Below are 26797 nucleotides of genomic sequence, written 5' to 3' on the forward strand. Positions count from 1 at the left end.
TAAAAATTTCACAATTTTAAAGGGATAACGCTCATATTAAAATCTAAGATTATATTTGTCTATTATGGCCAAAAAAAAGAAAAAAGGCAAAGAAATAAAAAGGAAACTTCTTCATAAGTATCGTCTGGTAATACTTAATGAAAGCACTTTTGAAGAAAAGATATCATTTAAGCTAAGCCGGCTCAATGTCTTTGTTACGGGCACACTTTTTATCATTATTTTAATTGGTCTTACCACACTTTTAGTAGCATTTACACCCCTGAGGGAGTATATTCCGGGATATTCCTCAACACGTTTAAAGCGGCAGGCCACAGAGCTTACCTACAAAACAGATTCTTTGGTCACTGTTTTAGAATATACCAATAAGTATTTAGAGAATGTACGTCTTGTTTTACGCGGAGATATTGAAAACAATGAAATAAATAGGGATTCTTTGTTTGAACAATTTAAATTAGACCCTTCCACAATTGATTTAAAACCCATTAGAGAAGATTTGGCATTGCGAGAACAAGTAGAATTGGAAGATAAATACAATTTGTTCGAACGAAATATTGAAGATACAGGAGAATTTCTTTTTTCACCTTTGAGCGGGTCCGTAACCCAAAAGTATGACTTACAAAAAAAGCATTACGCTACAGATATTGTGGCTCCGAAAGATACACCAGTTAAATCAGCAGCTGATGGAACAGTAATTTTTGCAGAATGGACTTCAGATACGGGTTATGTAATTATAGTAGAGCATAAGGGTAATTTAATTTCGGTCTATAAGCATAATGGTTCCTTAAGTAAATCGCAGGGAGATTTGGTAAAAGCCGGAGAAGTAATTGCGGCTGTTGGAAATACAGGTGAACTTACCACGGGACCACATCTTCATTTTGAGTTATGGAAAAAGGGCAAACCATTAGACCCCCAAGATTATATCAATTTTAATTGATTTAGATGTCTCTTAAAACATTTGCCGCCAAATTATTTGCCAAAAGGATTGCAAAAAAAAATACCGAATGGATTTTAAATCCGATTGAAGCTCAGGAAAGAGTTTTCAAAGAGCTGATTATCAAGGCTTCAACAACCAAATTTGGTATTGACCACAAGTTCCATACCATTGTTACGCACGAGGATTATGTAAAGCATGTTCCTGTAAGGGATTATGAGGAGCTAAAAAGCTATGTGGAATTAATTATTAATGGTGAAGAAAATGTCTTGTGGCCTGGAAAACCTATTTATTTTGCCAAAACTTCGGGAACAACCTCTGGAGCAAAATATATTCCTATCACCAAATCCTCTATTAAAAATCAAGTAGAAGCTTCAAGAAATGCCATTTTAAATTATATATACGAAACCGGTAATGCAAATTTTGTAGATGGAAAGATGATTTTTCTCCAAGGAAGTCCAGTTCTAGAAGAAAAGAACGGTATTAAATTAGGGAGGTTGTCGGGAATATCTGCGCATTACGTACCGGCTTATCTTCAAAAAAACCGTTTGCCAAGCTGGGAAACCAACTGTATAGAAGATTGGGAAACCAAGGTAGATGAAATTATCAAGGAGACTGAAAGCGAAGATATGTCCGTGATTGCTGGAATACCATCATGGGTACAGATGTACTTTGAAAAGCTTAATGTGAAAACTGGGAAGAAAGTAGGGGAATTGTTTCAAAATTTTCAACTCTTTATCTATGGCGGGGTAAATTATGAGCCCTATCGCTCAAAATTTGAAAACCTTATTGGGCGAAAGGTAGACAGCATTGAACTTTTTCCTGCTAGTGAAGGCTTTTTTGCGTATCAAAATTCCCAAAAGGAAAAGGGGATGTTACTGCTTTTAAACTCTGGTATTTTTTATGAGTTTGTAAAAACGGATGATTTCTTTAATGAAAACCCAGCCCGTATTACCCTTAAAGATGTGGAACTTGGAGTTAATTATGCCATGATAATAAGCACAGATGCAGGTTTATGGGCTTATAATTTAGGAGATACCGTTCAGTTTATTTCTTTGAATCCTTTTAAAATCATTGTTTCAGGACGTATTAAGCATTTTATTTCTGCTTTTGGAGAGCATGTTATTGCCAAAGAAGTGGAAGAAGCCATGCGGGAAGCTATTGAAGCAACTGATGCACAAGTAAATGAGTTTACTGTTGCTCCTGAGACTGCTCCGAAAGAAGGATTACCCTATCATGAGTGGTTTATAGAGTTTGAGAAACTACCATCTGACATCAATAAGTTTTGTTCAATTCTAGATTTGGCAATGCAAAAACAGAACAGCTATTATTTTGATCTTATTGCTGGGAAGATACTTCAACAATTAAAAGTGAGCCAAGTTGGTAAAGATGGTTTTCAAAATTATATGAAATCATTGGGCAGACTAGGGGGTCAAAATAAAGTACAACGTTTGTCCAATGATAGAAAAGTAGCTGATGCTTTATCTGCTTTTATATCAATCTAGTATATTATGAATTTAGTTTTCATAACAATTTTAAACTAACTTCTAAAGGGAGCTTATCACTAATTAACAAAATAGCTGTAAATTAGATTTGTTACCTAAATGATGCCTAAATTCAGGGCTTTCAGTAGAAAAGGAATTAACAAGTAGAAATTAGCTTAAATGAGAATTCTTATCACGGGAGGGGCAGGTTTTATAGGGTCACATGTCGTAAGGAAATTTGTAAAAGATTATCCTAACTATGCTATTTTTAATTTGGATTTATTAACCTATGCCGGTAATCTTGAAAATTTAAAAGATATTGAAGATGCTTCTAACTATAAATTTGTAAAAGGGGATATCAGGGAAGAGAAATTTATAGATTCACTATTCGAAAAGCACAAGTTCGATGGCGTAATTCACTTAGCTGCCGAATCTCACGTAGACAGATCTATCAAAGACCCTTTAGCCTTTGTTAAAACAAATGTTATTGGTACAATCAACCTTCTAAATGCTTCAAAAAAGATTTGGCAAGATAATTTTGAAAAAAAAAGATTTTATCATATTAGTACTGATGAAGTATATGGCTCTCTTGGGGAAGATGGTCTTTTCACGGAAAAATCTTCTTATAGCCCTAATTCTCCTTATGCTGCTTCCAAAGCAAGTTCGGATCATTTTGTAAGAGCTTATGGAGAGACATATGATTTGCCATACGTAATTACGAATTGCTCTAATAATTATGGGCCAAATCACTTTCCAGAAAAGCTAATTCCTCTTTTTATTAATAATATTATTGAAGAGAAACCCCTTCCCGTTTATGGTGATGGAAAATTTACTCGTGATTGGTTATATGTTGAAGACCATGCTGCGGCAATCGATTTGATTTTTCACAAAGGACAAAATCATGAGACTTATAATATTGGAGGATTTAATGAATGGCAAAATATTGATTTGGTAAAATTACTTTGCCAAATTATGGATAGAAAGTTGAACAAACCCAAAGGTTCGTCCAAGAAATTAATTGCTTACGTGAAAGATCGTCCAGGCCATGACTTAAGATATGCTATAGATGCTTCTAAGATAAACAAAGAATTAGGCTGGAGACCATCTGTTACTTTTGAAGAAGGACTGGATAAAACAGTAGATTGGTTTCTTGAAAATAAAGAATGGTTAACAAACGTTACGTCAGGTGCATACCAAGAATATTATACTAAGATGTATTCCTAAAACTGGATAAAAAATGAAAGGAATTATACTGGCTGGAGGCTCGGGAACAAGATTGCATCCGCTTACCTTATCGGTAAGTAAGCAATTGATGCCTATTTATGATAAGCCCATGATATATTATCCTTTGTCAACATTAATGTATTCGGGGATAAAGGAGATTTTAATTATTTCTACACCAAAAGATTTACCACTGTTCAAAGATTTGCTAGGAGATGGCAAAAAGTATGGATGCATTTTTTCTTATGCGGTTCAGGAAAGCCCCAATGGTTTAGCCGAGGCTTTTATCATTGGTGAGGATTTTATTGGTAAGGATAAAGTAGCTTTGATACTTGGGGATAATATATTTTATGGAACAGGACTATCTAGATTATTACAATCTAACAATAATCCAGAGGGTGGAATAATTTATGCATACAGGGTCCATGAGCCAGAGCGCTATGGCGTAGTTGAGTTTGATGATAATGGAAAGACAATAAGTATTGAAGAAAAACCGAAACATCCCAAATCTAGTTATGCCGTTCCAGGAATTTATTTTTATGACAATGACGTTGTAAAAATTGCAAAAAACATAAAGCCTAGTAAAAGAGGTGAATTAGAGATTACAGATGTGAACAAAGCGTATTTAGATAGGGGTAAGCTTAATGTGAGTATTTTAGATAGGGGCACTGCATGGTTAGATACGGGAACATTCCAGTCCTTATTACAGGCTTCCCAATTTGTAGAGGTTATAGAAGAGCGCCAAGGGTTAAAAATTGGAGCCATAGAAGCTGCCGCGTATGAAATGGGTTTTATAGACAAAAATCAATTTAAAGCGTTAGCAGAACCTTTAATGAAAAGCGGTTATGGTAGAAATTTGTTGGGGATATTAAACAAACGCCAATGATTTTTACTGAGACAAAATTATCAGGATGTTTTAGTATTGAGCCAGAGGTTTTCAAAGATGATAGGGGAATCTTTTTTGAAGTATTTAAAAAAAGCGCATTGGAAAAAATTGTTGGTCACAGTATAGACTTTGTTCAAGAAAATCAATCTATATCTAAGAAAGGAGTACTACGGGGGCTACATTTTCAAAAAGGAGATGCTGCACAAGCTAAATTAATTAGTGTTTTAAAAGGAGAAGTACTAGATGTAATTGTAGATATAAGACCGGACAGCTCTACATATGGGGAACATATTAAAATGAAATTATCTTCTAAAAACAAAAAAATAATTTATATACCAAAAGGTATGGCTCATGGGTTTTTGGCATTATCTAAAAAGGTAATCTTTAATTATAAATGTGATAATTATTATCAACCTGAAGCAGAGAGCGGTATTTTATATAATGACAAGGATTTAAATATTGATTGGAATTTTCCTAATAACGATTTGATTCTCTCTAAAAAAGATTTAAAACTTCCAGAATTTAGAAAACTATAAATGAAAAAAGTTTTGGTTACGGGAGCAGCTGGCCAACTTGGCACCAGTATTCGTGATATCTCTAAAGAATACAAACAATTAGATTTTACTTTTAAAGATTCTAAAGAGCTAAATATTACTGATGTAACCGCAATTAACGTTGTTTTTGAAAATGAGAATTTTGATTTTTGTATTAATTGTGCTGCTTACACTTTTGTAGATAAAGCAGAATCAGAAAAAGAGCTTGCCGAACAGATTAACACTATTGGGCCTAAAAATTTAGCACATACATGTAAAAAGAATAAGTGTACTTTAATTCATATTTCTACTGATTTTGTTTTTGATGGCAAACAGTTGCATCCCTACAATGAAGAAGATAAAGAAAACCCTGTTAATGTATATGGGTTGACAAAACTTAACGGAGAAAAAGAAATTGCTAAAACACTAAAAGAACATATTATAATTAGAACCTCCTGGTTGTATTCGGAATTCGGCAATAATTTTCTTAAGACCATACTAAGGCTTAGTGAAGAAAAAAAATCTTTAAATATAGTTAAAGACCAAATAGGAACACCAACTTATGCTGGTGATTTGGGCAAAGTAATACTCAAGTTTATCGTTTCGGACTTTAAATTATATGGCACCTACCATTATAGTAATGAAGGGATGGCAAGTTGGTATGATTTTGCCAAAGTCATTGTCAACAAAAAAGGGTTAAAAACAAAGCTTTTCCCCATAAAAGCAGAAAATTATAGTACTTCTGCGCAAAGGCCAAAGTATAGTGTCTTAGATAAATCTAGAATAAAGAAGACATTAAAGCTAGAAATACCTAACTGGGAGGATAGTTTAACGATAGCTATTTCTAAATTAATCAAGTATTAGTTAATAATGAAGATAGCTTATTTACTAGTGTAGGAATTTCAATGTACTTTTGTGGAGAAGACTATATGGATACAAAAGTAAAAGAGACTACTAGAGCTCAAGAATCCACAAATGCAATTGAGCGATTATACATTACCATGCGCCACCTATTAAACAGGGGGTTCTATAAGCCATCTGGGGTATCTGGTAATGCGCTGCGAAGCGCACTACTTTTATTACGTCCCGAAATTTACGGTTCCATTGCCGAAGAAAAAGCAGAATTAAACGGTTTAATATATGTTTTAGAAAGGCTTCCTATTGGGATTGAAGAATGTCGTTTTATTAATCTAACTTCAGACGAAGGGTTTTCAAAATCACACCTAAAACCAATTGTTCCTCCAAAAAGAAGAAGAAATTGTTATCGCATAGACGATGAACAAATGAACATTGAGATTACTAGAGGGCGTTCAGACATCTATGATATTTTGACCCACCTGACTTTTTTGTTTATAGAGTCTACCAAAATATGTGAAAAGGTCTTTTTTGAAGAAACACAGACTACTCTTCGAGATTGGGACAAACTTGAGGCTTACGTAAAAAATCAAGAACCAACTGATGCACAGCGTGAGGTGGCTTTAATTCATACAGCAAATATTCTGGGACGTTCCTTTGAAGAAGTGGTGGAAGTACATCAGAAACTTTCGACCAAAAAAGAGAAAGATCGTTTTTTGAATATTATCTTTTGGTTGGGTAAGTTGGCCATAGAGGAAGAAACTACTGGAAATAAGCGCACCATTACTTTCAGTCCTTTGCTCCGTGAAAGGCTAGGTCACCACATACATGGCGATAGGTGGGCCCAGACCGTTAAAGAAACATTGGCAAAACATGATTTGTTAGAAAGACCCATACATATCATTAGCGCAAATATGCACAGTGTTATGAATTCATTATTTGCCAAAAAAGCATTAAAAAAGGAGTTTCCCGATACGAACTCTCTAGATATTTTTGAAACCCTTAGTTCCTCGACCAATAAAGATTTAAGAAAGAAAGTAGTGGAGTTGGCGCAAAAAAACGGAATGATTTATATAGATGATAAATCAGGAGCTAATATAGATGTCCAAATTTTTGATACGGCAAAAGCAAGCAAAGCTGCTTGTTGCTATGGCTTCTCTGATGATAAACCAGAGGCAGAAAAACCTATTATATTTGTAATGGATTATGCATTTGGAGAGCAAGCTTATGAAACTATCGACGAGTTACTTAAGCCTTATGAAGTTAATAGCAAAAAAATATTTTTAAACGTTGATTCTGTTTCAATAATGGGCAAAGCAGGCATTTTAGAAGGCGGCAAAGGAGATTTAATGATTCCTTCCGCTCATATTTTTGAAGGAACTGCTGATAACTACCCATTTACAAACGAACTTTGTGCAAAAGACTTTGAAGGTCATGGTTTAAAAGTAGTGGAAGGAACTATGGTAACTGTTTTAGGCACATCCCTTCAGAATAAAGATATCCTACAATTCTTTTATGATTCTACTTGGAATGTAATTGGTTTGGAAATGGAAGGAGTGCATTATCAAAAGGCAATTCAATCCGCCTCCAGAATACGAAAGAGTATAAAGAAGGATGTAAAGGTGAGATATGCGTATTATGCGTCTGACAACCCTTTAGAGACAGGAAGTACGTTAGCTTCTGGTGGATTGGGCACTACAGGAGTAAAACCAACTTATTTGATAACGGATAAGATTTTAGAACAAGTATTTAATAGCTAACCATGGCAGATAATCAAACAAACAACAATAATTCTGATGAGATAGATTTGGGACAATTGTTCCTACTTATAGGAAGGGCTTTTCAAAAACTATTTAATTTTATAGGGAGTATTTTTAAAGGATTATTTCATGTCCTTATCCTTTTCTTACTCTTTTTACAAAAGAACTTTTTGATTCTGGCAATTGCAGTACTAGTAGGTGTTGTTGGGGGATACTTTATAGATGAGTATAAAACTCCAAAATATATTTCTAAAATGGTTGTAGAACCTAATTTTAATAGTGTTCAGCAACTCTACAATAATATTAATTTTTATAATGATTTGGCAAAGGCAGAAGATTCTATTGCGCTGTCTAAAGCATTAAATATTACTGAAGCTGAAGCTGTAAGCGTTAAAGAAATTTTTGTGGATTCTTATTCAGATGAAAATCAGAAAGTAAAACTATTTGATGATTTTATTAAGGAGTTAGATACTACAACAATTAAGGCATTGGACTATGAAAGCTATTTAAAGAACTTCAATTCAATGGATGCTCGCTTCCATCAAATTTCTGTCATAAGTACGGATAATTCAGTTGCAAAAAAACTGCAATCAACTATTGTAAGTTCTATTTCTGCAAATGACTATTTCAAACTACAGAAAAGCATTAATGATGAAAATCTCATGTTACAAGATTCAATCATCAAATATCAACTTATAGAAGTAGATTCGCTACAACATTTGTACAAAACGGTATTAGTAAAGGAAGCGGACAAACCCATGCAAGGCACTAACATTAATTTGGCTGAAAATGGCACATCCCAAAATAAAGAACTGGCTTTGGTTAAAGAACGGGAAACCTTGAAGAATCAACTGGTGAAATTAAATCAAGAACGCGCAAACAAAACGGCCATTTTAAATGTGATAAGTGATTTTCCAGCAAGAGGTGTTAAGGTTAAAGGGTTTTGGAAGAGTTATAAGTTTGTTTTGCCTTTGATGTTACTCATAGCTGCTATTCTAATTTTAGCGATTATGAATTTAAACAGATTTCTTAAAACTTATTCTAAAGTAAATTTTTAATGATAATTGAAATTAGTATAAAATTTTATTCTTTTGTTTCGACATTTTATAAAAACTTAATCCTTTCATATAATGATGAGGACTCAATGAACTGTTATGGGTAAAAGTGTAAAGCTTTTGCGTTTTATCCAATTGTGGAGACCTGTTAAAACGGAAAAAGGTAAGTTTACATCGATACCTTGTCAAAATTATACAATGTCTCGATATAAATCCAAAGTACGTCAGCTCATCAAAAAACTTGAAAATGAATTTTATTTTAAGTTTAAACAGTTTCTAATAGAAATATATTCTTGACGCCTATTGATTCAGCAACTTGTTATAAACAAGAAGATTGGCCAAAAAGGGTATATCTATAGTTTGGGCATCCCTTTTCCAAATTGGATAACATGGTACCTAGGAAATACAAAATAGCTTCGAAGAAGAATTATCACTCGAAAAGATTTATAATAATATTTTTATCAATTTAGCGATGTCTTAGAAAATGTAATGTTAAACTAAAGGGTCTTTATAAAAAGTAGTATAAGCAGAATACTCCTAAAACCATTTGATTTAATTAGAATATCGATGAAAGTTTCAATAATTATTAGAGCTTATAACGAAGAAAGTCATATCGGAAAATTAATTTCTGGAATTGATATGCAAGAAGTTGAACCTGATATTACTTGTGAAGTAATCTTGGTTGATTCTGGTTCAACAGATAAAACTGTTGAAATAGCCAAAAGCATGGGGGCAAAAATAGTACATATAAAAAAAACTGATTTTTCTTTTGGGAAGGCTCTGAATTTGGGATGTGAACACTCAACTGGGGATTTTTTACTGTTCGCATCTGCTCATGTATATCCTGTTTATTCTAATTGGATTCAAAAAATGATTTATCCCTTTTTACAAAATGATAGAATAGGGCTGGTTTACGGTAAACAGGTTGGAAACGACAAAACGTATTTTTCTGAAAAACAAATATTTAGAAAATGGTTTCCATCTAATAGTGATTATAATCAAAAAACACCTTTTTGTAATAATGCGAATTGTGCAATAAGAAGAAAATTATGGGAGCAATACCCATATGATGAAACGCTTTCAGGTTTGGAGGATATGGATTGGGCAAAAAGTATCATGGCAGGTGGACAAATTATTGCGTATGAAGCAGAAGCCGAAATTGTCCATGTTCATGATGAAACTCCTGATAAAATAAGACATAGATATATGAGAGAGGCTATAGCAATGAAAAAAATTAATCCAGAAATAACCTTTAGCAGATGGAATTATTATTTGCTATTGTCAGGGCATATTATTTCAGATTCTATTCAGGCAATTAAAGAGGGAATATTCTTTAAGGAAATAAGTGATATCATGATGTTTAGGAAAAACCAAATAAAAGGGACTTACCAAGGGTATAATCTTGAGGAGTCTATCTCGAAAGAATTGAAAAATAGATTTTATTATCCAAATACAATAAATAAAAGAAATTTTTCAGATAACAATAACGAAAGGAATAGAATTACTTACATTGACTAGATTTTGAATTCTTTAAGACTTGTGTGAGGCATATTAAGGTGGAAATGGCCTAATTTTGATATTAAACAGATAGCAGAAGACTTTTCTGAATGGAGAATTACTTATTGGAAATAAATTTATGAAAAAAAAGATTACAGCATTGGTGCCTATGAGGCATTCTAGTGAAAGAGTACCGGGTAAAAACTATAGGGATTTTGATGGTAAGCCCCTATTTTATTGGGTAGTAAAAAGTTTAATTGATAGTAAGGTATTTGATCAAATAGTTATTGATACTGATAGTGACAAAATAATGGAACTAAGCCAAAATTTTTTTGGTAATGAGGTTGTTTTGTTAGAAAGGCCAGAAAACCTTAGGGCTGGAGAGATTCCTATGAACGATGTATTGTTAAATAGTATCAACCAATTGAATTCGGATTTCTTTTTCCAGACCCATGGTACCAATCCCCTCTTGAATAGCGAAACTGTTAAGCAAGCGGTAAACACTTTTTTGGAAAACTATCCCCTCTACGATTCTTTGTTTTCGGTAACCAAATTGCATACTAGACTTTGGGATGGCCTTTCAAGGCCCATGAACCATAATAAAAACATATTATTAAGAACACAAGATTTACCTCCGGTATACGAAGAAAACTCTTGTATTTATATTTTTACAAAAGACACTCTTGTTCAAAAACATAATAGAATTGGGGATAGGCCATTTTTATTTGAAATAGAGGAATTAGAGGCTATAGATATTGATGTAGAATTGGATTTTCAGGTTGCAGAGTTATTATTCAAGGCCCAATAATTTTATGAAAATACTGCCTTTGCATTGAAATGCTGAACACTAAATAACTAGGTAAAATCGTATGGATAGATTAAAAATTTTGGTGACTTGTCCACCTATGCTTAAAATGATAGATGAGGTAAGACATTTATATGAAGAAAAGAATATTGAGCTAATATTACCCGATGTCGTTCAAACACTTTCGGAAGAAGAGTTAAAAAAATTGTTGCCAACAGTCGATGGCTGGGTAATTGGAGATGATTCCGCAAATAGAAAAGTATTTGAAAGTGGAAAATCAGGAAAACTCAAAGCAGCTGTTAAATGGGGCGTGGGCATAGACAATGTTGATTTTGACGCCTGTAAAGATTTAGGTATACCTATTACCAACACCCCAAATTCTTTTGGCGGAGAGGTAGCTGATTTAGCTATGGCCTATTTTATTGGTTTGGCCAGAAACTCCTATGAGATTCATGAAAACATAAAAACAGGTAATTGGATAAAACCTTCAGGGCAGACAATTGCAGGAAAAACAACAGCCGTAATTGGACTTGGGGATATCGGCAAGAATGTAATAAAGAGATTAAAAGGCTTTGATGTTGATATTATGGGATTCGACCCATTTATAACTGATGAGATAGGAGGGGTCAAGATTAGAACGTTCCCTCAGGATTTAGAAAAAGCAGACTTTATAATTCTAACATGTGCCCTTACCCCCTCATCCAAACATATGATTAACAAGGATACGTTATCTTTAATGAAACCAGGAGTTAAAATCGTAAATGTTGCTAGAGGAGGTCTAATAAAAGAAAAAGACCTACTTCAATTCATCAAAAATGGCCATGTCTCAGCAGTTGCGTTGGATGTTTTTGAAGAGGAACCAGTTACTTTAAACAATCCTTTATTACAATTTTCGCAGAATATATTCGGTTCGCATAACGGATCTAATACCAAAGAAGCCGTTATACGGGTAAGTGAAAAGGCGACAAAGTTAATTTTCGAGTACTTGAATATTTGAATATTCATAACAAATAGATTAAGGAGCATCATGGAAAGATATGATTTGCTATTGTGTACTTTTAGCTTTTTTCCGTTTACGATATTGCATTTAAGGATTTCTCATTTTGAAGGAGGTTTTATTGAGGAAGTTTTTTGCAATTACCATCTTGCAAATTGTAGCCATAGTTTTTTGAATGCTTGAAAAGGAAACCCTTGGACTCGTTATATTTTGCTCAAAAAGTATTCAGAGAATATTGCCAATCTTGATTTTGGTTTTTTGCAAAAAGATTAATTTTTTATTTTCTGAGCAGTTATAACAATATTTGCTTTTTGTTCTCTTAATAGTTCTTAGTTTTGGCATAATATTATTCACAAATAGTGGGAATTTAGATTTCACAAGCAGTCTTTGGAAAGACAATGATAAAAATCATCTGAAAATGTCAAAAGAATTTGACAAGTATGCCTCAAAATCAGTTTTTAAAAAAACGATATTTAATTTAGGCTTCCAGGTTGCCCCAATTGCTTTAGCCTTGCTTATTATGCCACTCTTAATAAATAACCTGGGCAAGGATTTTTGGGCAAAATATACAGCGGGTATTAGCCTTGTTTTTTTGTCCAATTATTTTTCATTTGGCATTGGTCCCACCTTGAATAGAAGGGTATCTGAGTTAGTTGGCATAAAAGAGAACCATAAAATAGGAAAGGAGATGAATGAATGTATTGCTCTTTCTTATTTGCTGGGCATTGGATTTTTCTTTGTTCTTATGACAATTTTGTCCATAGGATATTGGGGTAAATTTTTAAGTATCCTGCAATCCTCATCTGATTTTTACTTTTATATCCTAATCACAACCTGTTTTTTCTTAACTCTTGTTATTATCCCCTATAAATCAGCGTTGGAAGCCTTCAGCGACTTTTATTTTCTTTCTATAGTTAGAGCAACAATTTCTTCATCCCTATTTTTGGTGCCCCTATTTCTTTGGTCGGTAAATAAATGTTCTTTGGTCAATTGTGCTTGGGCCTTATTGTTTCTTTATATGGTTCATTGGATTATCTACTATTTAAGATTTAAAAAGCATAAATCAATTTTTGAATTCAAAAGCTCATTTAGACTCAAAATCAAAGAAATTTTGGCTCCATTTAAGTCGTTCAGTTCTTTTTTCAAGGAAGCATTGGGATTCAGCCTGTTTTTTATTTGTTCTGCCACAGTTCTTTTTTTTGATAGGTTTTATTATCCTATTTTCTTTAATACGGAAATACTATCTGATCATTTTACAATGCTAGATTTGTTTAATCGAGTGGCAATAATTACAGGAACTATTTCGTTGGTTTACTTTTCTGCTATTTCTGTTTGGTTTAACAATCAAAGTTTTGACAAAATCAAAAAAATTCTTAAAAGACAATTTCTTTTAGTAGGGTTTTTCTTTTTATCAATTACCTTAACTACCTTTTTCTTTCTAAATGATTTAATGTTTTGGTGGTTAAAGGATAGTTTTTCGGATTTTATTGCAAATACTTCGTTTAAGATAATGGTGGGAGTACTTATAATGAATTTTTCTATATTAATAATTAGACCTTTACAAGCAATAGGTAAAATGAAAGAAGTTAATAGAATTTTACTTGGTTCAACTATTTTATTCTTGGTGCTGGTTGTTTTGTTTGGTGTATTCGAAAGAATTGAGTACCATTACGTTGCCTTTTTCGTAAAGGGTGTTTTTGATATTATATTACTTTTGGTTTTGCTAAGGAAACAGCGATTACTATAATAGACGAGATTATAATTTTTTAAAGATTAATATCCAAAATGTTTATAGAGAATCGGTCAACTTGTAAAATATTCGCTGGAGAAAATGAAGAAAAAGGTAATCACTATAAAAATAAGGAAACTAAGCGTGAACTTATTTTGGTTCTTTTATACTTTTGTTTAAAAAAGTATTCTATGGGATACTAATTTTCTTTATTATAACTTGTGTTAACAATGTTTTAATTAAAAAATTTGATGATTGAAAAAATATTATTGTTCGAGGTAAATGCCTCAAATTTCAATAGATTGATTATGCCATTGGCAAATTATTTTGTAGAAAACGGAATAAGTAAAAAAGCAATTATGGTTCATGACAAACATGTTCCTATTCATCAAGTTGATAGAAGCAAACTAAGCCCATCGGTTTCAATTGAAAAAATAAATGATATTTATGATTATACCAAAAAAAATGCCCAAGTAGAATCGATTGTTTTTTTTACAAATGGATATAGAATAGCAGATATTTACTGGACCAGAAAATTTAGAAAAGCCGGCGCAAAATGTTATCAGGTACAACATGGAATGTATGCCGAGTTTTTGAAAAGGGACTTTTTTGGATATTTTTCATCGATTGGCAAAAAACTTAGCTATTTAAGGTTCTTGTCAAGTATTGTTTTCAAACTTGAAATAGGTCTTGCGCTATACCTAGTCAATAAAGATTTCATTAAATCTTTTTATATCAACAATTTAATTAAAAGGAATTTTAAAAAAAGTATTTCACCAGCATTATCACATCATGTGTTTGTTTGGGGAGAATATTGGAAGCAGTGGTTTATAGACAATCACTTTTATAATTTAATTGATAATTTTACTGTTGTCGGAAATCCTGACTATCATGTATTTATCAAGGACAAAGAGTTGGAGGTTGTGGATGAAGGCACATGCTATATTGCTCAGACCCTAGTTGAAGATGGGAGAATGGCAAAAGAGGACTTTAAGGGGATTATTGATCGCATTGCAGATTTGTTTAAGGAAAAAATGATAATAAAGCTTCACCCAAGATCAGATAAAGGGTTATATGAAAGGGTTGTTGAAAATGGGGGTAAGCTTACCTATGGTTTTCCTGTACCTAAAATCTACTTAGGGCATTATTCTTCCCTTTTGGCCCTTGCAATAGGTCAAAATGTTCCAGTCTATATTTTAAAAATAAACAATGAAGATATACCAGACTACTATGTTTCTTCTGCCACTAAAATTTTTGATACTGTTGAGGAACTAATCTCATTTGATTTTGACAATTGTACCAACGGAACAAATGGAGATATAAATTATTATTTTGAAAACAAACAAGAGCATCCTTTTAAAATGATAGGAGAAAAGTTATTTTCATTAAAAGATGGTATATAAACCTATTTTATTACAACTTATTTCTTTTTTTTTCCTAGGGTTTTATCTTCTTCTTTCTGGAACAAAAAAGGTCTTTGGACTTCAAAAACTAATATCCATAACCCTATTTTTATTACTTGTCTCATGTATTTTCCTAGACAGGAATTACTACGAAGTAACTATTGATCTAGAAAGATATATAAACTTCTACGAACAGACATTAAGTGTTTACGATGTCTTTTATTCCAGTACTGCTTGGAAAGGTGACTTTCTTTTCTTTTTAGTTATGCCCTTTGCCCATTTATTTAGAATGGGTCCTGAGCAATACATATCATTTCAAACGATTATTAGCATATTCTTGCTTTTTCTAGGTTATTTACGGTTTTTTAAAGGGAGTCGAAGTTTGGCAATATTAGGCCTTTTTTTTGTAATAAACAGCTCTTCCTTTTATCTCACCCAAGGCAATGTTTTAAGACAGGGAATGGCTTCGTCTTTGTTTATCTTATCAATATCTGCTGTATCAAATAAAAAATTCTTTTTATATAAAGTAGCGAATCTTTTCATCCATAAGGGGAGTCTTTTCTCGTTTCTTTCATTTCTTACACCAAAAAATTGGAGAACGAGACTATTCCTGACAGGTCTATCATTAATAATCGGATATTTTTCTTTGCAGTTTTTTCTTCTTTCTTTACTTCCCTTGCCGGAGTTCTTTAAGAACAAACTTGAATTTTATTCAAGCTTTGAGAGAGCATCAAATAATTCAATCGTTAAATTGGTAATATTATTGATATTTAATCTAATCTTTTTACGTTATTCCAACAATGAAAAAATAAGTTACTTAAGAGCGTATCAGCTATTTTTTATTTTTTCCATTAGTGCTATTTTATTTTTTAGATTGGATGGTGTTTTTTCTAGATTGGTTCTTTACACAGATGCATTTGTTCCAATTCTAACCATTGGAATGATTACTAAGATAGGGGATAATAGACTTAGACTTATTGCTTTGGTTTCTGCTATAACCATTAGCTTTTTATATTCAATATATGTTTTCAATCATCCATCAATACTCTTCAATTTAGGGGAGTATGTTGAGCTTTTTTAGCGGGGTTAAGATTCTTTTCTAGAGTTCTTTTTTTGACCCATAGTAAAAGCAAGAATTAAAAAAAGCAAAGAAAACAACCCCCCATTGTCGCACCATTATATTTTCCGTTAGCATACATAATACCATAAAGCATAAGAAAAAAGTATAAGTACTATGCTTATTTCCCAAAGCGTCTTTAAACAAAAGTATGAAGGTCAACAAGATGATACTTGTCCCCACCAAACCATACCTTACCAGATAGGAGAGAAACTGGTTGTGGGTGTTCATTCTTGATTTAATAAGTTGGTTGAATCCCTTTGCTTTGTATTCTTTGTATAGTTCCTTCTTCTCATCTCCCGTTCCAACACCAAACCAAGGATGTGCTTCTATTATTTCTAAAGAAGATTTCCAAATATAGACCCTATTGGTTTTTTCCCAAGTTGCAACCTTAGATTCATCGCCAAATTTGGTATAATCATAATAATCCTTTAATTCTTTTCCAATAATTAGATTATAATAATTGGTAACTTCTTGATATAACAGGTTGGGTACTTTTGTCAAAGTATATATTGAGATACTGCCTGCCCCCACAATTACTGCGATTAGCAAATATACTTTTTTGGGACGTTTCGAAGCTATTGCCAACATAGGGGCACTAATAAAAAAGGCAATTAAAAACGCTAAAAGAGGCATTTTGGCCAACAAAGAAAAATTAAAAAGCACACTAGATGCAAACAGCGATAACCATAAAAAGGAAGAACGACTAGAAGAGACAGAAAAGTAAAACCGAAGGCATAAAAAAGAAGCAAACCCCAGATATATTGAAAAATATGTAGGATGTATCGCAAAGGTTTTACAGTATTGATTTAGTCTCAAAAAAATTGCAACCAAATAATCGCTATGGATAATAAGTCTAAAATCCAGAACCTGAATTAGGAAAACGACGTATCTCAAAAGGCATGAGAAAATAAATAGTTTAAAAATAATAGTTAACTTTAACAGATAATTTTTTTGCAAGCAAAAAATCAAAGCAAAGATTAGTATCGGTATGGATGTAAAAACATGATTAAAACCAAGTTTTATATTGCTTGAATAAAAAACACCTAAAAAAGCAAGGAAGAAAGGTAAAACGGGAATGATATCTTTCCGTGAAAATCGGATTTTATGGCCTGTTTTATTTAAGAAAAGTATGTTAAGCACTAATGCTACAACTATTAAAATGGAATTAATGAAGTTGCTCCAAGGTAAAAATGCTATAGAAAGACCTAGAACATAATTTAGGACTACATGAAGAGAGATGCTAGAATTTTTAGGCGTTATGTATTTTAAAAGAACCGTGAGAATATTAGTTTATTGAGTGATCAAAGAGCAATACGTTTTTTTTGTTTTTATAGGAATAAAACTTGAATGAACTACTCTGGGATGGCACTATCATTTTAGTAAATGTAAATTTCTTTTTTCCTAAATTAAACAAAATACTATGTCGGTTTTTGGACCTAAAAATTTTTGGTGAAATCTCTCGCTTTTGTTCAGCACCAAAAAAAGAATAGAAATATCGGGTATCAGTAGCATCAGCGTTTACCAAAAAAAAATTCTTAGTAACACCATTTTTATAAAGGTGTACACCTCTTTTTGTATTGACGTAAACCTCTTTTAGGTTGTTTTTCAATAAATACGAAATCACCTTAAATTGGCGGAACTCTTCTTCTTTTTTATTGATTTCAGAAGGTAAGAACTCCTTTAAATGAGTAAAGTGAATCAAGCGGGAAGGCTCAAATAAAATATCAGGACTATTTTTATGCTGTATAACCAGTTCTTTCAAAGCATTATCGAATTTCAGGAATTTCATAGCCATTGACTGGCCATTGTAAATTTTTAAGGAATTTGTAGTAATTGAATCTATCATAACACTTTCTCCACCAGCATAACGCCCCTTAATTTGAATTTTGCCATTGGTTGAAGTATTTTTGGGATTTAAAAAGTTAAACGCCAATCGTCGAATGTTAGGGTTGTAATAAAGAATCAGATTTCTTTTATTCCCGGTAGGGATTCTTACGCCAAGATTGGCAATTTTACTTTTTATTTCACCGCTGTTTTCTGAGAAATTAGCTTCAACGATACTTTGATCTTCATTGATTTTCTCAAAATTAAGTGATTGTTGGTTTAGTGTAGTACCGGAATAGTTTACCGCCCAACTAGTCTTTCCGTTCAAGATTTGTCCAGTCCTAATTTTTTTTACTGGAAACGGAAACTGTAGGTTTTTAATCAAAAAATAGTTTAAATGGTTAAAATGAATTATTTCGGAAGAATCAATAGAGAGATTGATATTTTCGTAGTTTTTTCTATTATCAGGCACAAAATTATCTGAATCGGGAAAGACCTGGAGAAAAAATCTTCCAAGTCTTTCAATTTTGTCTAGTCGTTCAAAGCGGTATACCAACATGTTAGAGGCATCGAAATGATAAATTTTAATTCTCTCAATTGGATTATTGTATATTAAGGTTGCATTCTCCTGAATGAAAGAATTAACAAATATGCTCGCACTACTTTTATCACCCGACCATTCAGAACATGAACAACAAAAGCATACCAAGAAAAATATGGTGCTTAAAAATTTTAAAGGTCGTGATATGTTAAACTTAAGAAGGGAGATAGCCTAAAAATTTTAAAAGTAACATGGTAATATCTTTTTAGCTAAAATAAGATTAAATCACATATAAAGCCCTGAATGCATAACTATTGTTTTATTTTTGTAGAGTAATGCTATAAATTATGGGTTACATTGAAACTGCTATACTATTATTTATTGGAGCTTTTTTGTTGACATATTTTACAATTCCAAAAATAATTCGGGTTGTGGAATATAAGAGGTTGATGGATAATCCCAATAATAGAAGCTCTCATGGTAGCCCAACCCCTACTCTTGGTGGGGTAAGCTTTTTTTATTGTCTGGTTTTCGCGCTTTTTTTCATAAAGGGGGTTGCATTTTTTGATGAAGCAATTTACATTATACCTGGGTTAACCATCTTGTTTATTACTGGGCTAAAGGATGATTTGGTATTCTTATCACCTATGACGAAGTTGATTGCTCAAATTATTTCAATCAGTTTCATTTTATTTAATGATAGTTTCATCATATACTCATTGAATGGTTTTTTAAACATTTATGAAATACCATTTTTCTTGTATTTTATAATAGCAGGGTTCATAATGATTACAATTATCAACGCATACAATCTTATTGATGGTATTGATGGATTGGCGGCTGTGGTAGGAATAATTATTCTTGTTCTTTACACCACAATATTTTACATTACAAAAGAATATTTTTATTCATTTGTTAGCGTCACTCTTAATGGTTGTTTGATATCATTTTTAGGATTCAATTTGTCTACAACAAAAAAAATATTTATGGGTGATACAGGGTCACTTATAGTAGGTTATATTATTGCAATCCTTACCTTGAAGTTTTTGGCATTGAAACCAGAATCTTACGAAGAAATGCCTTTTTTGTTGGAGAATGCACCTATAATAGCTATTGCAATCCTTATTGTTCCTCTATTTGACACTGCAAGGGTTTTTACTATACGTATTGCCAATAAAAGAGGCCCATTTTCTCCAGACAGGAATCATACACACCATGTATTAATTGATTATTGGGGATTATCTCATAAACAAGCAAGCTTTATTATTGGCTGTTTTAATTTAATATTTGTTATCCTTTTTGTCATTCTAGGTAGTAAAGCAAAAAATTCAGGGATGGTTATAATGCTGGTGGGAGTAGTGATTCTATTAGGGTATATTTTTTTTAAATACAATTACAACTTTACCACGTTGAAACAAAAGATTATGCTCAAAAGAAAGCTAGAATCTTTAAAAGGTAATCCTGAGAAATCATTAGAAAAAGAAAAATCCAAAAAGAAAAATTGAAAAAAACCCTAATCACAGGCGCTGCAGGTTTCCTAGGCTCACATTTATGCGATAGATTTATTGCAGAGGGACATTATGTAATTGGTATGGATAATCTCATTACAGGAGATCTTAAAAATATTGCACATTTATTTCCATTAGAGCGGTTTGAGTTTCATCATCATGATGTTTCCACCTTTGTGCATTTAGAAGGGGAGCTGGATTACATATTACATTTTGCTTCTCCTGCAAGCCCTATAGATTATTTAAAAATCCCCATTGAAACCTTGAAAGTAGGTTCGTTAGGTACTTTAAACTTATTGGGATTAGCAAAGCAAAAAAACGCAAGGATTTTAGTGGCTTCTACGTCAGAGGTATATGGGGATCCGTTAGTACATCCACAAAACGAAGATTATTTTGGCAACGTAAGTCCAATAGGGCCAAGAGGGGTTTATGATGAGGCCAAACGATTTATGGAATCTATTACGATGGCGTACCATAGACATCATGGACTGGACACACGTATTGTTCGAATTTTTAATACCTATGGTTCTAGAATGCGATTAAACGATGGACGAGTTGTGCCAGCATTTATGGGCCAAGCCTTACGAGGAGAAGATTTAACCGTTTTTGGAGATGGTTCCCAAACAAGATCATTTACCTATATAGATGACCAAGTAGAAGGCATCTATCGCTTATTAATGAGTGATTATGTAGAACCGGTGAATATTGGAAATTCAGACGAAACTACTATAAAAGAATTCGCCGAGGAAATCATCAAACTTACTGGAACAAATCAAAAAGTAATCTACAAACCCCTCCCGCAAGATGACCCTTTACAACGGCAACCAGATATTTCAAGAGCTAAGGAGATTTTAGGATGGGAACCAAAAGTACATCGCTCTGAAGGGTTAAAAAAAGTATTTGAATATTTTAAATCGCTTTCCCCAGATGAACTTCAAAAAAAGGAACATCGAGATTTTTCTAACAATTCTTAGTTAGACTTTTTTCAAGTAGTATTTTAGCCAAAAAATATAAAGATGAATATTCTTATTCTTGGTTCTGGCGGCAGAGAACATACGTTAGCCTGGAAAATTGGCCAAAGTAATAAACTCAATAACCTATTCGTAGCTCCTGGAAATGCTGGCACAAAAGAAATTGCTGAGAATATTAATGTTGAAGTCAATGATTTTGAAGCTATAAAAGACTTGGTTCTAAAAGAGCAAATTAGTTTGGTTCTAGTTGGTCCAGAAGACCCTTTGGTAAATGGAATCCATGATTTCTTTCTTCAAGATGAAGCGTTAAAAAACACTTCAGTTATTGGTCCAGAAAAATTGGCTGCAACTTTAGAAGGCTCTAAAGAATTTGCTAAGGAATTTATGATGCGACACAATATTCCAACCGCAGCCTATCAAAGTTTTACATCAGAAAACCTAGAAGAAGGATATACTTTCTTAGAAAGCCTAACACCACCTTATGTGCTCAAAGCAGATGGTCTAGCTTCAGGTAAAGGGGTTTTAATACTTAATGACCTTCAAGAGGCAAAGAACGAGCTTAAATCCATGCTTTTGGATGCAAAATTTGGCAATGCTAGCGCAACAGTAGTTATTGAAGAATTTTTAGATGGAATTGAACTAAGTTGTTTTGTGTTGACCGATGGTACAAACTATAAAATCTTACCAATGGCAAAAGATTACAAGCGTGTTGGAGAAGGAGACACTGGCCTTAATACTGGGGGAATGGGAGCAGTCTCACCAGTTCCGTTCGCAGATGAGGTATTTGTTCAAAAGATAGAAGAACGTATTGTAAAACCTACGGTTGAAGGTTTAAAAAAAGACAATTATCCTTATATGGGATTCATTTTTATTGGATTGATAAAAGTGGGTGATGACCCAAAAGTTATTGAGTATAATGTACGAATGGGAGATCCAGAAACAGAGGTTGTCATCCCTAGGATTCAAAATGATTTTGTTGAGGTGCTAGAAGCTACTGCGAATCAAAAACTGAACAATATAAACCTCCAAATTGATGAAAGAGCTGCTGTTACTGTAATGACCGTTTCAGGGGGTTATCCGGAAGCTTACGAAAAAGAAAAAGTTATCAGGGGAATAGAAACTATTGAAAACTCAATTGTATTTCATGCTGGAACAAAACTATCCAATAAAAAAGTTGTAACCAATGGTGGACGAGTATTAGCAGTTACATCCTACGGAAAGGATTATAAAGAAGCATTGAAAACATCTTACAAAAGCATCAAAAAGATAGAGTTTGATGGAATGTACTACCGTGAAGACATCGGATTTGACCTATAAAAAGTCCCTTTTCCTTTTGGAGAGGGGATTTAGGGGAGAGGCCTATAGATAAGAATGTGATGTGATGCTTTTATCTTCTTCACCATTATCGTTGAAAATCTTTAATTGGCCCATCCAATAAATCATGGCGACAAAACCAATAATTGCGAACAACCAATTTACGGCGTTTGAGCCCCACCAGTTTTCCATGAATCGGAAAAAGTCATACGGAGCAAAAAGTACGTTTACAAATAAGTCTTCAATCCAGTAAAAAAATGCACTCATCTTAGCTATATTTACTAGGCAAAAATAGTAAAACCAACTATGATATCAAGTTTTTTTAGTAAAACTAAACCAATCAACTATGCAGTTTTATTATTGTTCTTACTATTTTTTTATGTGTTGAATCTTTTTCTTTCAGACACCCTCACTGATAGTAATCTCTTATTGGCGATAGTTTATGCAGCAATTTTACTGCAAGTGGTAGTGGTACAAGAAACTGTAAGGGCAAGAAAAACCACGAATTCTTCATCATTTGCCATGTTATTTTTTGTCCTGTTACTAATGGCGATTCCGAAAGTACAGTTTTATAAAGATATCGTTTTTAGCAATCTATTTCTTATGATATCATTAAATCGATTATTAGCATTAAAAACTTTAAAACTGGTAAAACAAAAGATTTTTGATGCTACTTTATGGATTTGCGTAGCAAGTATTTTTGACCCTTGGACTCTCCTCTTTTTGGCAGTGATTTTTTTAGCAGTTTATGTTTATGGTACTAAGGAGTACAAAAACTGGCTTGTGCCTTTGGTAGGTATTAGTTTTTTTATTTTGCTTTTAGTCACTTTTTTATTGTTGACTAAAAACATCGATTTTCTTCAAAACCATTACTCATATAATATTCAAGCAGGTTTTTATGAAGATTTCATTAAAAATTTCAGTATTAAACCCTTTTTGTTCATCATAAGTATCCTGGCTGTGATTTTAGTAGTCTTTATTAAGCAGGGATATCAAGGTGTTGGTCGCATTGTGCACTTACGAATTTTATTGGTTTACTTTTTAGTGTCTGTATTAATTTTTAGCATCAATAATATTACTAGCAGTAATTATATGGTACTGGCTTATTCCTTTTTTCCTGCAGCAGTATTTGCAACTAATTTTTTAGAAACAATTAAAAGAAAGCGACTCATAGAATTATTTTTGGTGATTTGTATTGTTTTGCCATTTGTATTGCTGACAATGGATTTAGTAAAATGACGATGTATAGGGTATATTTGCTAAAATTTCTATTATGTTCAGTAGTTCAGCATTCAAAATTTTTGAAGAAAGCATTAATAAATATCATGAGTTTGATGATGTAAACCAGCCTTTTTCCAATCCTTACGATAAGGATAAAATTGAACATTTGTTATATCGAAAAAACTGGATTGATACTGTACAGTGGCACTATGAGGATATCATTAGAGATCCTGATATTGAGCCACAAGCTGCGTTAAAGCTCAAGAGAAAGATTGATGCAAGTAACCAAGACAGAACGGATTTGGTGGAGTTTATAGATAGTTACTTTCTGAAAAAATACCAATCGGTTCAAATTCAAAATAGCGCTACTATTAATACGGAGAGCCCTGCCTGGGCAGTAGATAGGCTGTCCATTTTGGCATTGAAAATATATCATATGCAAGAGGAGGCGAACCGAAAGGATGCATCTACTGAACATCTTGAAAAGTGTAAAGCGAAACTGAATGTGCTATTGGAGCAGAAAAAGGATCTTTCCACTGCGATAGACCAATTGTTGGCAGATATTGAAGCTGGTAAAAAGTACATGAAAGTCTACAAACAAATGAAGATGTATAATGATGATGAGTTAAACCCTGTCCTACGTGGCCAAAAAGGGTAAAAAGCAACATGTTTTGGTGATTCGCCTATCTGCAATGGGTGATGTTGCTATGCTGGTTCCGGTTTTATCAAACCTTGTCAAATCAAATCCTTCGCTAAAAGTAACACTACTTACAAGAGCACATTTTGCACCTATTTTCAGCTCATTTTCGAACGTTAAAATAGTTGAGGCCGATGTAAAAGGAAAACACAAAGGTTTTTTCGGTCTTTTAATGTTATATAAAGAATTAAGACAATTAAAAATTACTTCCGTAGCTGATGTCCATAACGTTTTACGTAGTAATATTTTAAAATTCTTTTTTAAAACTGCTGGTATTCCTGTTGCCCAAATTGACAAAGCACGAAGAGAAAAGAAAGCGCTTACTAGAGCTAAAAATAAGGATTTTAAACAGCTTAAGACTACACACCAACGTTATGCAGATGTTTTTGGGAAACTAGGTTTCCCAATTAATTTAAACGAAGCCAAATTTATAGATAAGCAAAAACTCAATGACAAGACTATAGCTGTTACGGGGTTAAAAAACCAAAAATGGATTGGAATTGCGCCTTTTGCTGCACATAAGGGAAAAATGTATCCATTGCATTTAATGGAAGAAGTAATAGCTAAACTTTCTGGTGTGGAAGAATATAAAATCTTATTGTTTGGTGGTGGCTCAAAGGAAGTAAAAATACTAGATAACATTGAAAATCAATATAAAAATGATGTTATTTCTATGGCTGGTAATCTAAGTTTTGTAGAAGAACTTTCTATAATTTCTAATCTAGATGTAATGCTTTCCATGGATAGCGGGAATGGTCATCTAGCCGCCAATTATGGTATTCCGGTAATCACGCTTTGGGGCGTTACACATCCCTATGCGGGTTTTGCACCATTTGGTCAACCAAAAGAGAATGCTTTATTAGCAGATAGAAAAAAACACCCCTTAATACCTACCTCTATTTATGGGAATAAATTCCATGAAGGTTACGAAGATGTTATCACGAGTATTTTACCAGAATATATTATAAATCAAATTAAGAAGGTATTAAAGTAAGTTTTTATTACTGTTCATACTAAAAACCTCCTAGATTGATTACTGCTAATTTTGGTTTTTAATGTTACTTGGCGTACTTTAATCTATTGGGTCAATGTCATCCATACAATAAGAAATAATTGTAAAATAATTTTAAAGTGAAACAGTATGATTTTGTAGTTAATGCAAAGGAAACATTAGAAAAAGACCAAGATGTAATCGGCTTAGCAGTTGGAGGCTCTTGGCTAACAAATGAAATAGATGAATTTTCGGATGTCGATTTAATACTTGTAACCAAAAACAAGATATCTGACGACAAAACCAAAATGATAGGATTCGCAACTCGTCTTGGGGAATTTTTATCGGGCTTTACAGGAGAACATGTGGGTGAACCAAGAGTTCTAATTTGTTTGTACGACAATCCCCTATTACATGTAGACATTAAGTTTCTAACGCTTGATGAGCTAGAAAACAGGGTTGAAACACCAGCAATTTTGTTTGATAAGGAGAAACAATTAGAAAGCGTATTTGGCAAATCAAAAGAGCAGTTTCCCTATCCAGATCATCAATGGATTGAAGATCGTTTTTGGATTTGGGTTCATTACTCACTATTAAAAATTGGTAGAGGTGAGTATTTTGAAGCATTTGATTTCTTCGGTTTTTTAAGAATGGTTGTATTTGGTCCTTTATTGCATATTAAAAACGGAAATTTTCCACGGGCAGTTAGAAAAGTAGAAATGGAGCTGAACCCTCAAGATTTTTTTGATTTGAAAAAAACAATTCCTGAATATGATAAACAATCTTTACTGAGAAGCCTTAGACATTCAATTACACTCTATAAGGATTTGAGAGCTTTACTTTATGATGAGAACATCAAATTGCATAGTAAAACAGAAGAAAAGGTCATCGAATATTTTAAAGAGATTGAAAATAGGAGTTAAGATGCTTTAAAACTTAAAAACCACCTAATTAGGTGGTTTTTCTATTTATGTATATGAGTCTTAAACTCTTACGCCACCGTCCCCTGACAACTACTACCAGCTCCAGCAGTACATCCGTAACAATGCTGTGAGATAATGATATTTCTATCGTTTAGAATATCCTCATTATACTCACTGATGTGCTTTACCTTACTGGCTACTTTTAAATCGAGCATTTGGTTAAAATCACAATCGTAGAGCCAACCATCTCAACTAATGGAAATAGTGTTAGTGCACATCACATTTTCAACGGCCGCGAATTATGGCATCCCTGTAATCACACTTTGGGGTGTAACACATCCTTATGCTGGTTTTGCCCTTTTTGATCAGCCAGAAGAAAACTCGTTGACATCAAACATTAGAAACTATCCTATGATTCCTACATCAATTTATGGGAACAAAGTACCACAAGGGTATGAAAAAGTTATGGAGACTATTTTGCCAGATGATGTGGTTCAAAAGGTCCTAAAATTGATTGAATAACCTATTTAG

The 26797-nt window shown here is 33.0% G+C and carries 27 protein-coding genes and 1 pseudogene; 24 read left to right on the plus strand and 4 right to left on the minus strand.

The features are described 5' to 3' along the window. Positions 1-64 precede the first annotated feature (64 nt). The 14 genes from AACP56_RS06875 (at position 65) to AACP56_RS18020 (ending at position 16237) form a co-directional block, all read left to right on the plus strand. Positions 65-934, plus strand: a complete 870-nt coding sequence (locus AACP56_RS06875) for a M23 family metallopeptidase (protein ID WP_339336077.1) — start codon at positions 65-67, stop codon at positions 932-934. 5 nt (positions 935-939) lie between these two features. Next, on the plus strand, positions 940-2436 hold the full coding sequence (locus tag AACP56_RS06880; protein ID WP_339336075.1) for a GH3 family domain-containing protein: 1497 nt from the start codon (positions 940-942) through the stop codon (positions 2434-2436). 159 nt (positions 2437-2595) lie between these two features. Continuing rightward, entirely contained in the window at positions 2596-3639 is a 1044-nt protein-coding gene (gene rfbB / locus AACP56_RS06885) for a dTDP-glucose 4,6-dehydratase (RefSeq protein WP_339336072.1), read from the plus strand. Between the two features lie 13 nt (positions 3640-3652). Then, positions 3653-4522 (plus strand): glucose-1-phosphate thymidylyltransferase RfbA, encoded by an 870-nt coding sequence (gene rfbA / locus AACP56_RS06890; RefSeq protein ID WP_339336070.1) that lies wholly within the window; start codon positions 3653-3655, stop codon positions 4520-4522. Then, on the plus strand, positions 4519-5058 hold the full coding sequence (rfbC, locus tag AACP56_RS06895) for a dTDP-4-dehydrorhamnose 3,5-epimerase (RefSeq protein ID WP_339336068.1): 540 nt from the start codon (positions 4519-4521) through the stop codon (positions 5056-5058). The genes rfbA and rfbC overlap by 4 nt, the downstream gene beginning before the upstream one ends. After that, a complete protein-coding gene (gene rfbD / locus AACP56_RS06900) occupies positions 5059-5919 on the plus strand; it encodes a dTDP-4-dehydrorhamnose reductase (RefSeq protein ID WP_339336065.1) in 861 nt (286 codons plus the stop codon). Between the two features lie 65 nt (positions 5920-5984). Further along, positions 5985-7670, plus strand: coding sequence for a DUF6909 family protein (locus AACP56_RS06905; RefSeq protein WP_339336063.1), 1686 nt, complete (start codon positions 5985-5987; stop codon positions 7668-7670). A 2-nt stretch (positions 7671-7672) separates the two neighbouring features. After that, positions 7673-8728 carry a hypothetical protein gene (locus tag AACP56_RS06910; RefSeq protein ID WP_339336061.1) on the plus strand — a complete coding sequence of 352 codons (1056 nt, stop codon included), beginning with the start codon at positions 7673-7675 and terminating at the stop codon, positions 8726-8728. A 564-nt stretch (positions 8729-9292) separates the two neighbouring features. Continuing rightward, a complete protein-coding gene (locus AACP56_RS06915) occupies positions 9293-10243 on the plus strand; it encodes a glycosyltransferase family 2 protein (RefSeq protein ID WP_339336060.1) in 951 nt (316 codons plus the stop codon). A gap of 118 nt (positions 10244-10361) precedes the next feature. Continuing rightward, positions 10362-11030, plus strand: a complete 669-nt coding sequence (locus AACP56_RS06920; RefSeq protein WP_339336058.1) for an acylneuraminate cytidylyltransferase family protein — start codon at positions 10362-10364, stop codon at positions 11028-11030. 61 nt (positions 11031-11091) lie between these two features. Then, positions 11092-12024 carry a phosphoglycerate dehydrogenase gene (locus tag AACP56_RS06925; protein ID WP_339336056.1) on the plus strand — a complete coding sequence of 311 codons (933 nt, stop codon included), beginning with the start codon at positions 11092-11094 and terminating at the stop codon, positions 12022-12024. 418 nt (positions 12025-12442) lie between these two features. Further along, positions 12443-13771, plus strand: coding sequence for a hypothetical protein (locus AACP56_RS06930; RefSeq protein WP_339336054.1), 1329 nt, complete (start codon positions 12443-12445; stop codon positions 13769-13771). Between the two features lie 233 nt (positions 13772-14004). Further along, positions 14005-15156: a hypothetical protein gene (locus AACP56_RS06935; protein WP_339336052.1), complete on the plus strand. Its 1152-nt coding sequence runs from the start codon at positions 14005-14007 to the stop codon at positions 15154-15156. Continuing rightward, positions 15146-16237 (plus strand): EpsG family protein, encoded by a 1092-nt coding sequence (locus AACP56_RS18020; protein ID WP_445227700.1) that lies wholly within the window; start codon positions 15146-15148, stop codon positions 16235-16237. Before AACP56_RS06935 ends, AACP56_RS18020 begins: the two co-directional genes overlap by 11 nt. Positions 16238-16255: 18 nt before the next feature. Here the strand turns inward: AACP56_RS18020 and AACP56_RS06945 are convergent, their stop codons facing one another. Then, positions 16256-16909, minus strand: a complete 654-nt coding sequence (locus AACP56_RS06945) for an O-antigen ligase family protein (protein ID WP_339337022.1) — start codon at positions 16907-16909, stop codon at positions 16256-16258. Here AACP56_RS06945 and AACP56_RS06950 point away from each other — a divergent pair. Continuing rightward, positions 16836-17000 (plus strand): hypothetical protein, encoded by a 165-nt coding sequence (locus AACP56_RS06950; protein WP_339337028.1) that lies wholly within the window; start codon positions 16836-16838, stop codon positions 16998-17000. The genes AACP56_RS06945 and AACP56_RS06950 overlap by 74 nt on opposite strands. 561 nt (positions 17001-17561) lie before the next feature. Here AACP56_RS06950 and AACP56_RS06955 read toward each other — a convergent pair. Next, positions 17562-18428, minus strand: a complete 867-nt coding sequence (locus AACP56_RS06955) for a hypothetical protein (RefSeq protein WP_339336048.1) — start codon at positions 18426-18428, stop codon at positions 17562-17564. Between the two features lie 304 nt (positions 18429-18732). On the opposite strand from AACP56_RS06955, the gene AACP56_RS06960 reads away from it, so the two are divergent. From AACP56_RS06960 to purD, 4 genes are all read left to right on the plus strand, one after another. Then, complete coding sequence (locus AACP56_RS06960; RefSeq protein WP_339336046.1) at positions 18733-18876, plus strand: hypothetical protein; 144 nt, start codon at positions 18733-18735, stop codon at positions 18874-18876. A gap of 214 nt (positions 18877-19090) precedes the next feature. Then, entirely contained in the window at positions 19091-20146 is a 1056-nt protein-coding gene (locus tag AACP56_RS06965; protein ID WP_339336044.1) for an MraY family glycosyltransferase, read from the plus strand. After that, positions 20143-21123 (plus strand): UDP-glucuronic acid decarboxylase family protein, encoded by a 981-nt coding sequence (locus tag AACP56_RS06970; protein WP_339336041.1) that lies wholly within the window; start codon positions 20143-20145, stop codon positions 21121-21123. Before AACP56_RS06965 ends, AACP56_RS06970 begins: the two co-directional genes overlap by 4 nt. Positions 21124-21165: 42 nt before the next feature. Then, positions 21166-22437, plus strand: coding sequence for a phosphoribosylamine--glycine ligase (gene purD, locus AACP56_RS06975; protein ID WP_339336039.1), 1272 nt, complete (start codon positions 21166-21168; stop codon positions 22435-22437). A gap of 42 nt (positions 22438-22479) precedes the next feature. On the opposite strand, the gene AACP56_RS06980 is transcribed toward purD, so the two are convergent. Continuing rightward, positions 22480-22701 (minus strand): DUF6341 family protein, encoded by a 222-nt coding sequence (locus AACP56_RS06980; RefSeq protein ID WP_339336037.1) that lies wholly within the window; start codon positions 22699-22701, stop codon positions 22480-22482. 39 nt (positions 22702-22740) lie between these two features. On the opposite strand from AACP56_RS06980, the gene AACP56_RS06985 reads away from it, so the two are divergent. From AACP56_RS06985 to AACP56_RS07000, 4 genes are all read left to right on the plus strand, one after another. Beyond that, positions 22741-23673 (plus strand): hypothetical protein, encoded by a 933-nt coding sequence (locus AACP56_RS06985; RefSeq protein WP_339336035.1) that lies wholly within the window; start codon positions 22741-22743, stop codon positions 23671-23673. Between the two features lie 34 nt (positions 23674-23707). Then, the gene (locus AACP56_RS06990; RefSeq protein WP_339336033.1) at positions 23708-24313 is read left to right on the plus strand and encodes a DUF4254 domain-containing protein; all 606 of its coding nucleotides are present in this window, start codon (positions 23708-23710) and stop codon (positions 24311-24313) included. Continuing rightward, entirely contained in the window at positions 24297-25346 is a 1050-nt protein-coding gene (locus AACP56_RS06995; RefSeq protein ID WP_339336031.1) for a glycosyltransferase family 9 protein, read from the plus strand. Before AACP56_RS06990 ends, AACP56_RS06995 begins: the two co-directional genes overlap by 17 nt. Positions 25347-25483: 137 nt before the next feature. Continuing rightward, entirely contained in the window at positions 25484-26266 is a 783-nt protein-coding gene (locus AACP56_RS07000) for a hypothetical protein (RefSeq protein ID WP_339336029.1), read from the plus strand. A gap of 68 nt (positions 26267-26334) precedes the next feature. Here AACP56_RS07000 and AACP56_RS07005 read toward each other — a convergent pair. Continuing rightward, positions 26335-26559 (minus strand): annotated as a pseudogene (locus AACP56_RS07005) (DUF3641 domain-containing protein); the annotation flags it as partial. Here AACP56_RS07005 and AACP56_RS07010 point away from each other — a divergent pair. Beyond that, positions 26522-26788: a hypothetical protein gene (locus tag AACP56_RS07010; RefSeq protein WP_339336027.1), complete on the plus strand. Its 267-nt coding sequence runs from the start codon at positions 26522-26524 to the stop codon at positions 26786-26788. The pseudogene AACP56_RS07005 and the gene AACP56_RS07010 overlap by 38 nt on opposite strands. Positions 26789-26797 lie beyond the last annotated feature (9 nt).

This window comes from Croceitalea sp. MTPC6 (assembly GCF_036985525.1).
Taxonomy (GTDB): domain Bacteria; phylum Bacteroidota; class Bacteroidia; order Flavobacteriales; family Flavobacteriaceae; genus Croceitalea.

Excerpts from the sequence above, each read along its gene's own strand:
- AACP56_RS06875 (WP_339336077.1), top strand. The coding sequence starts at position 65 with ATGGCCAAAAAAAAGAAAAAAGGCAAAGAAATAAAAAGGAAACTTCTT.
- AACP56_RS06880 (WP_339336075.1), top strand. The coding sequence starts at position 940 with ATGTCTCTTAAAACATTTGCCGCCAAATTATTTGCCAAAAGGATTGCA.
- rfbB (WP_339336072.1), top strand. The coding sequence starts at position 2,596 with ATGAGAATTCTTATCACGGGAGGGGCAGGTTTTATAGGGTCACATGTC.
- rfbA (WP_339336070.1), top strand. The coding sequence starts at position 3,653 with ATGAAAGGAATTATACTGGCTGGAGGCTCGGGAACAAGATTGCATCCG.
- rfbC (WP_339336068.1), top strand. The coding sequence starts at position 4,519 with ATGATTTTTACTGAGACAAAATTATCAGGATGTTTTAGTATTGAGCCA.
- rfbD (WP_339336065.1), top strand. The coding sequence starts at position 5,059 with ATGAAAAAAGTTTTGGTTACGGGAGCAGCTGGCCAACTTGGCACCAGT.
- AACP56_RS06905 (WP_339336063.1), top strand. The coding sequence starts at position 5,985 with ATGGATACAAAAGTAAAAGAGACTACTAGAGCTCAAGAATCCACAAAT.
- AACP56_RS06910 (WP_339336061.1), top strand. The coding sequence starts at position 7,673 with ATGGCAGATAATCAAACAAACAACAATAATTCTGATGAGATAGATTTG.
- AACP56_RS06915 (WP_339336060.1), top strand. The coding sequence starts at position 9,293 with ATGAAAGTTTCAATAATTATTAGAGCTTATAACGAAGAAAGTCATATC.
- AACP56_RS06920 (WP_339336058.1), top strand. The coding sequence starts at position 10,362 with ATGAAAAAAAAGATTACAGCATTGGTGCCTATGAGGCATTCTAGTGAA.
- AACP56_RS06925 (WP_339336056.1), top strand. The coding sequence starts at position 11,092 with ATGGATAGATTAAAAATTTTGGTGACTTGTCCACCTATGCTTAAAATG.
- AACP56_RS06930 (WP_339336054.1), top strand. The coding sequence starts at position 12,443 with ATGTCAAAAGAATTTGACAAGTATGCCTCAAAATCAGTTTTTAAAAAA.
- AACP56_RS06935 (WP_339336052.1), top strand. The coding sequence starts at position 14,005 with ATGATTGAAAAAATATTATTGTTCGAGGTAAATGCCTCAAATTTCAAT.
- AACP56_RS18020 (WP_445227700.1), top strand. The coding sequence starts at position 15,146 with ATGGTATATAAACCTATTTTATTACAACTTATTTCTTTTTTTTTCCTA.
- AACP56_RS06945 (WP_339337022.1), bottom strand. The coding sequence starts at position 16,909 with ATGCCTCTTTTAGCGTTTTTAATTGCCTTTTTTATTAGTGCCCCTATG.
- AACP56_RS06960 (WP_339336046.1), top strand. The coding sequence starts at position 18,733 with ATGAAAGAATTAACAAATATGCTCGCACTACTTTTATCACCCGACCAT.
- AACP56_RS06965 (WP_339336044.1), top strand. The coding sequence starts at position 19,091 with ATGGATAATCCCAATAATAGAAGCTCTCATGGTAGCCCAACCCCTACT.
- purD (WP_339336039.1), top strand. The coding sequence starts at position 21,166 with ATGAATATTCTTATTCTTGGTTCTGGCGGCAGAGAACATACGTTAGCC.
- AACP56_RS06980 (WP_339336037.1), bottom strand. The coding sequence starts at position 22,701 with ATGAGTGCATTTTTTTACTGGATTGAAGACTTATTTGTAAACGTACTT.
- AACP56_RS06985 (WP_339336035.1), top strand. The coding sequence starts at position 22,741 with ATGATATCAAGTTTTTTTAGTAAAACTAAACCAATCAACTATGCAGTT.
- AACP56_RS06990 (WP_339336033.1), top strand. The coding sequence starts at position 23,708 with ATGTTCAGTAGTTCAGCATTCAAAATTTTTGAAGAAAGCATTAATAAA.
- AACP56_RS07010 (WP_339336027.1), top strand. The coding sequence starts at position 26,522 with ATGGAAATAGTGTTAGTGCACATCACATTTTCAACGGCCGCGAATTAT.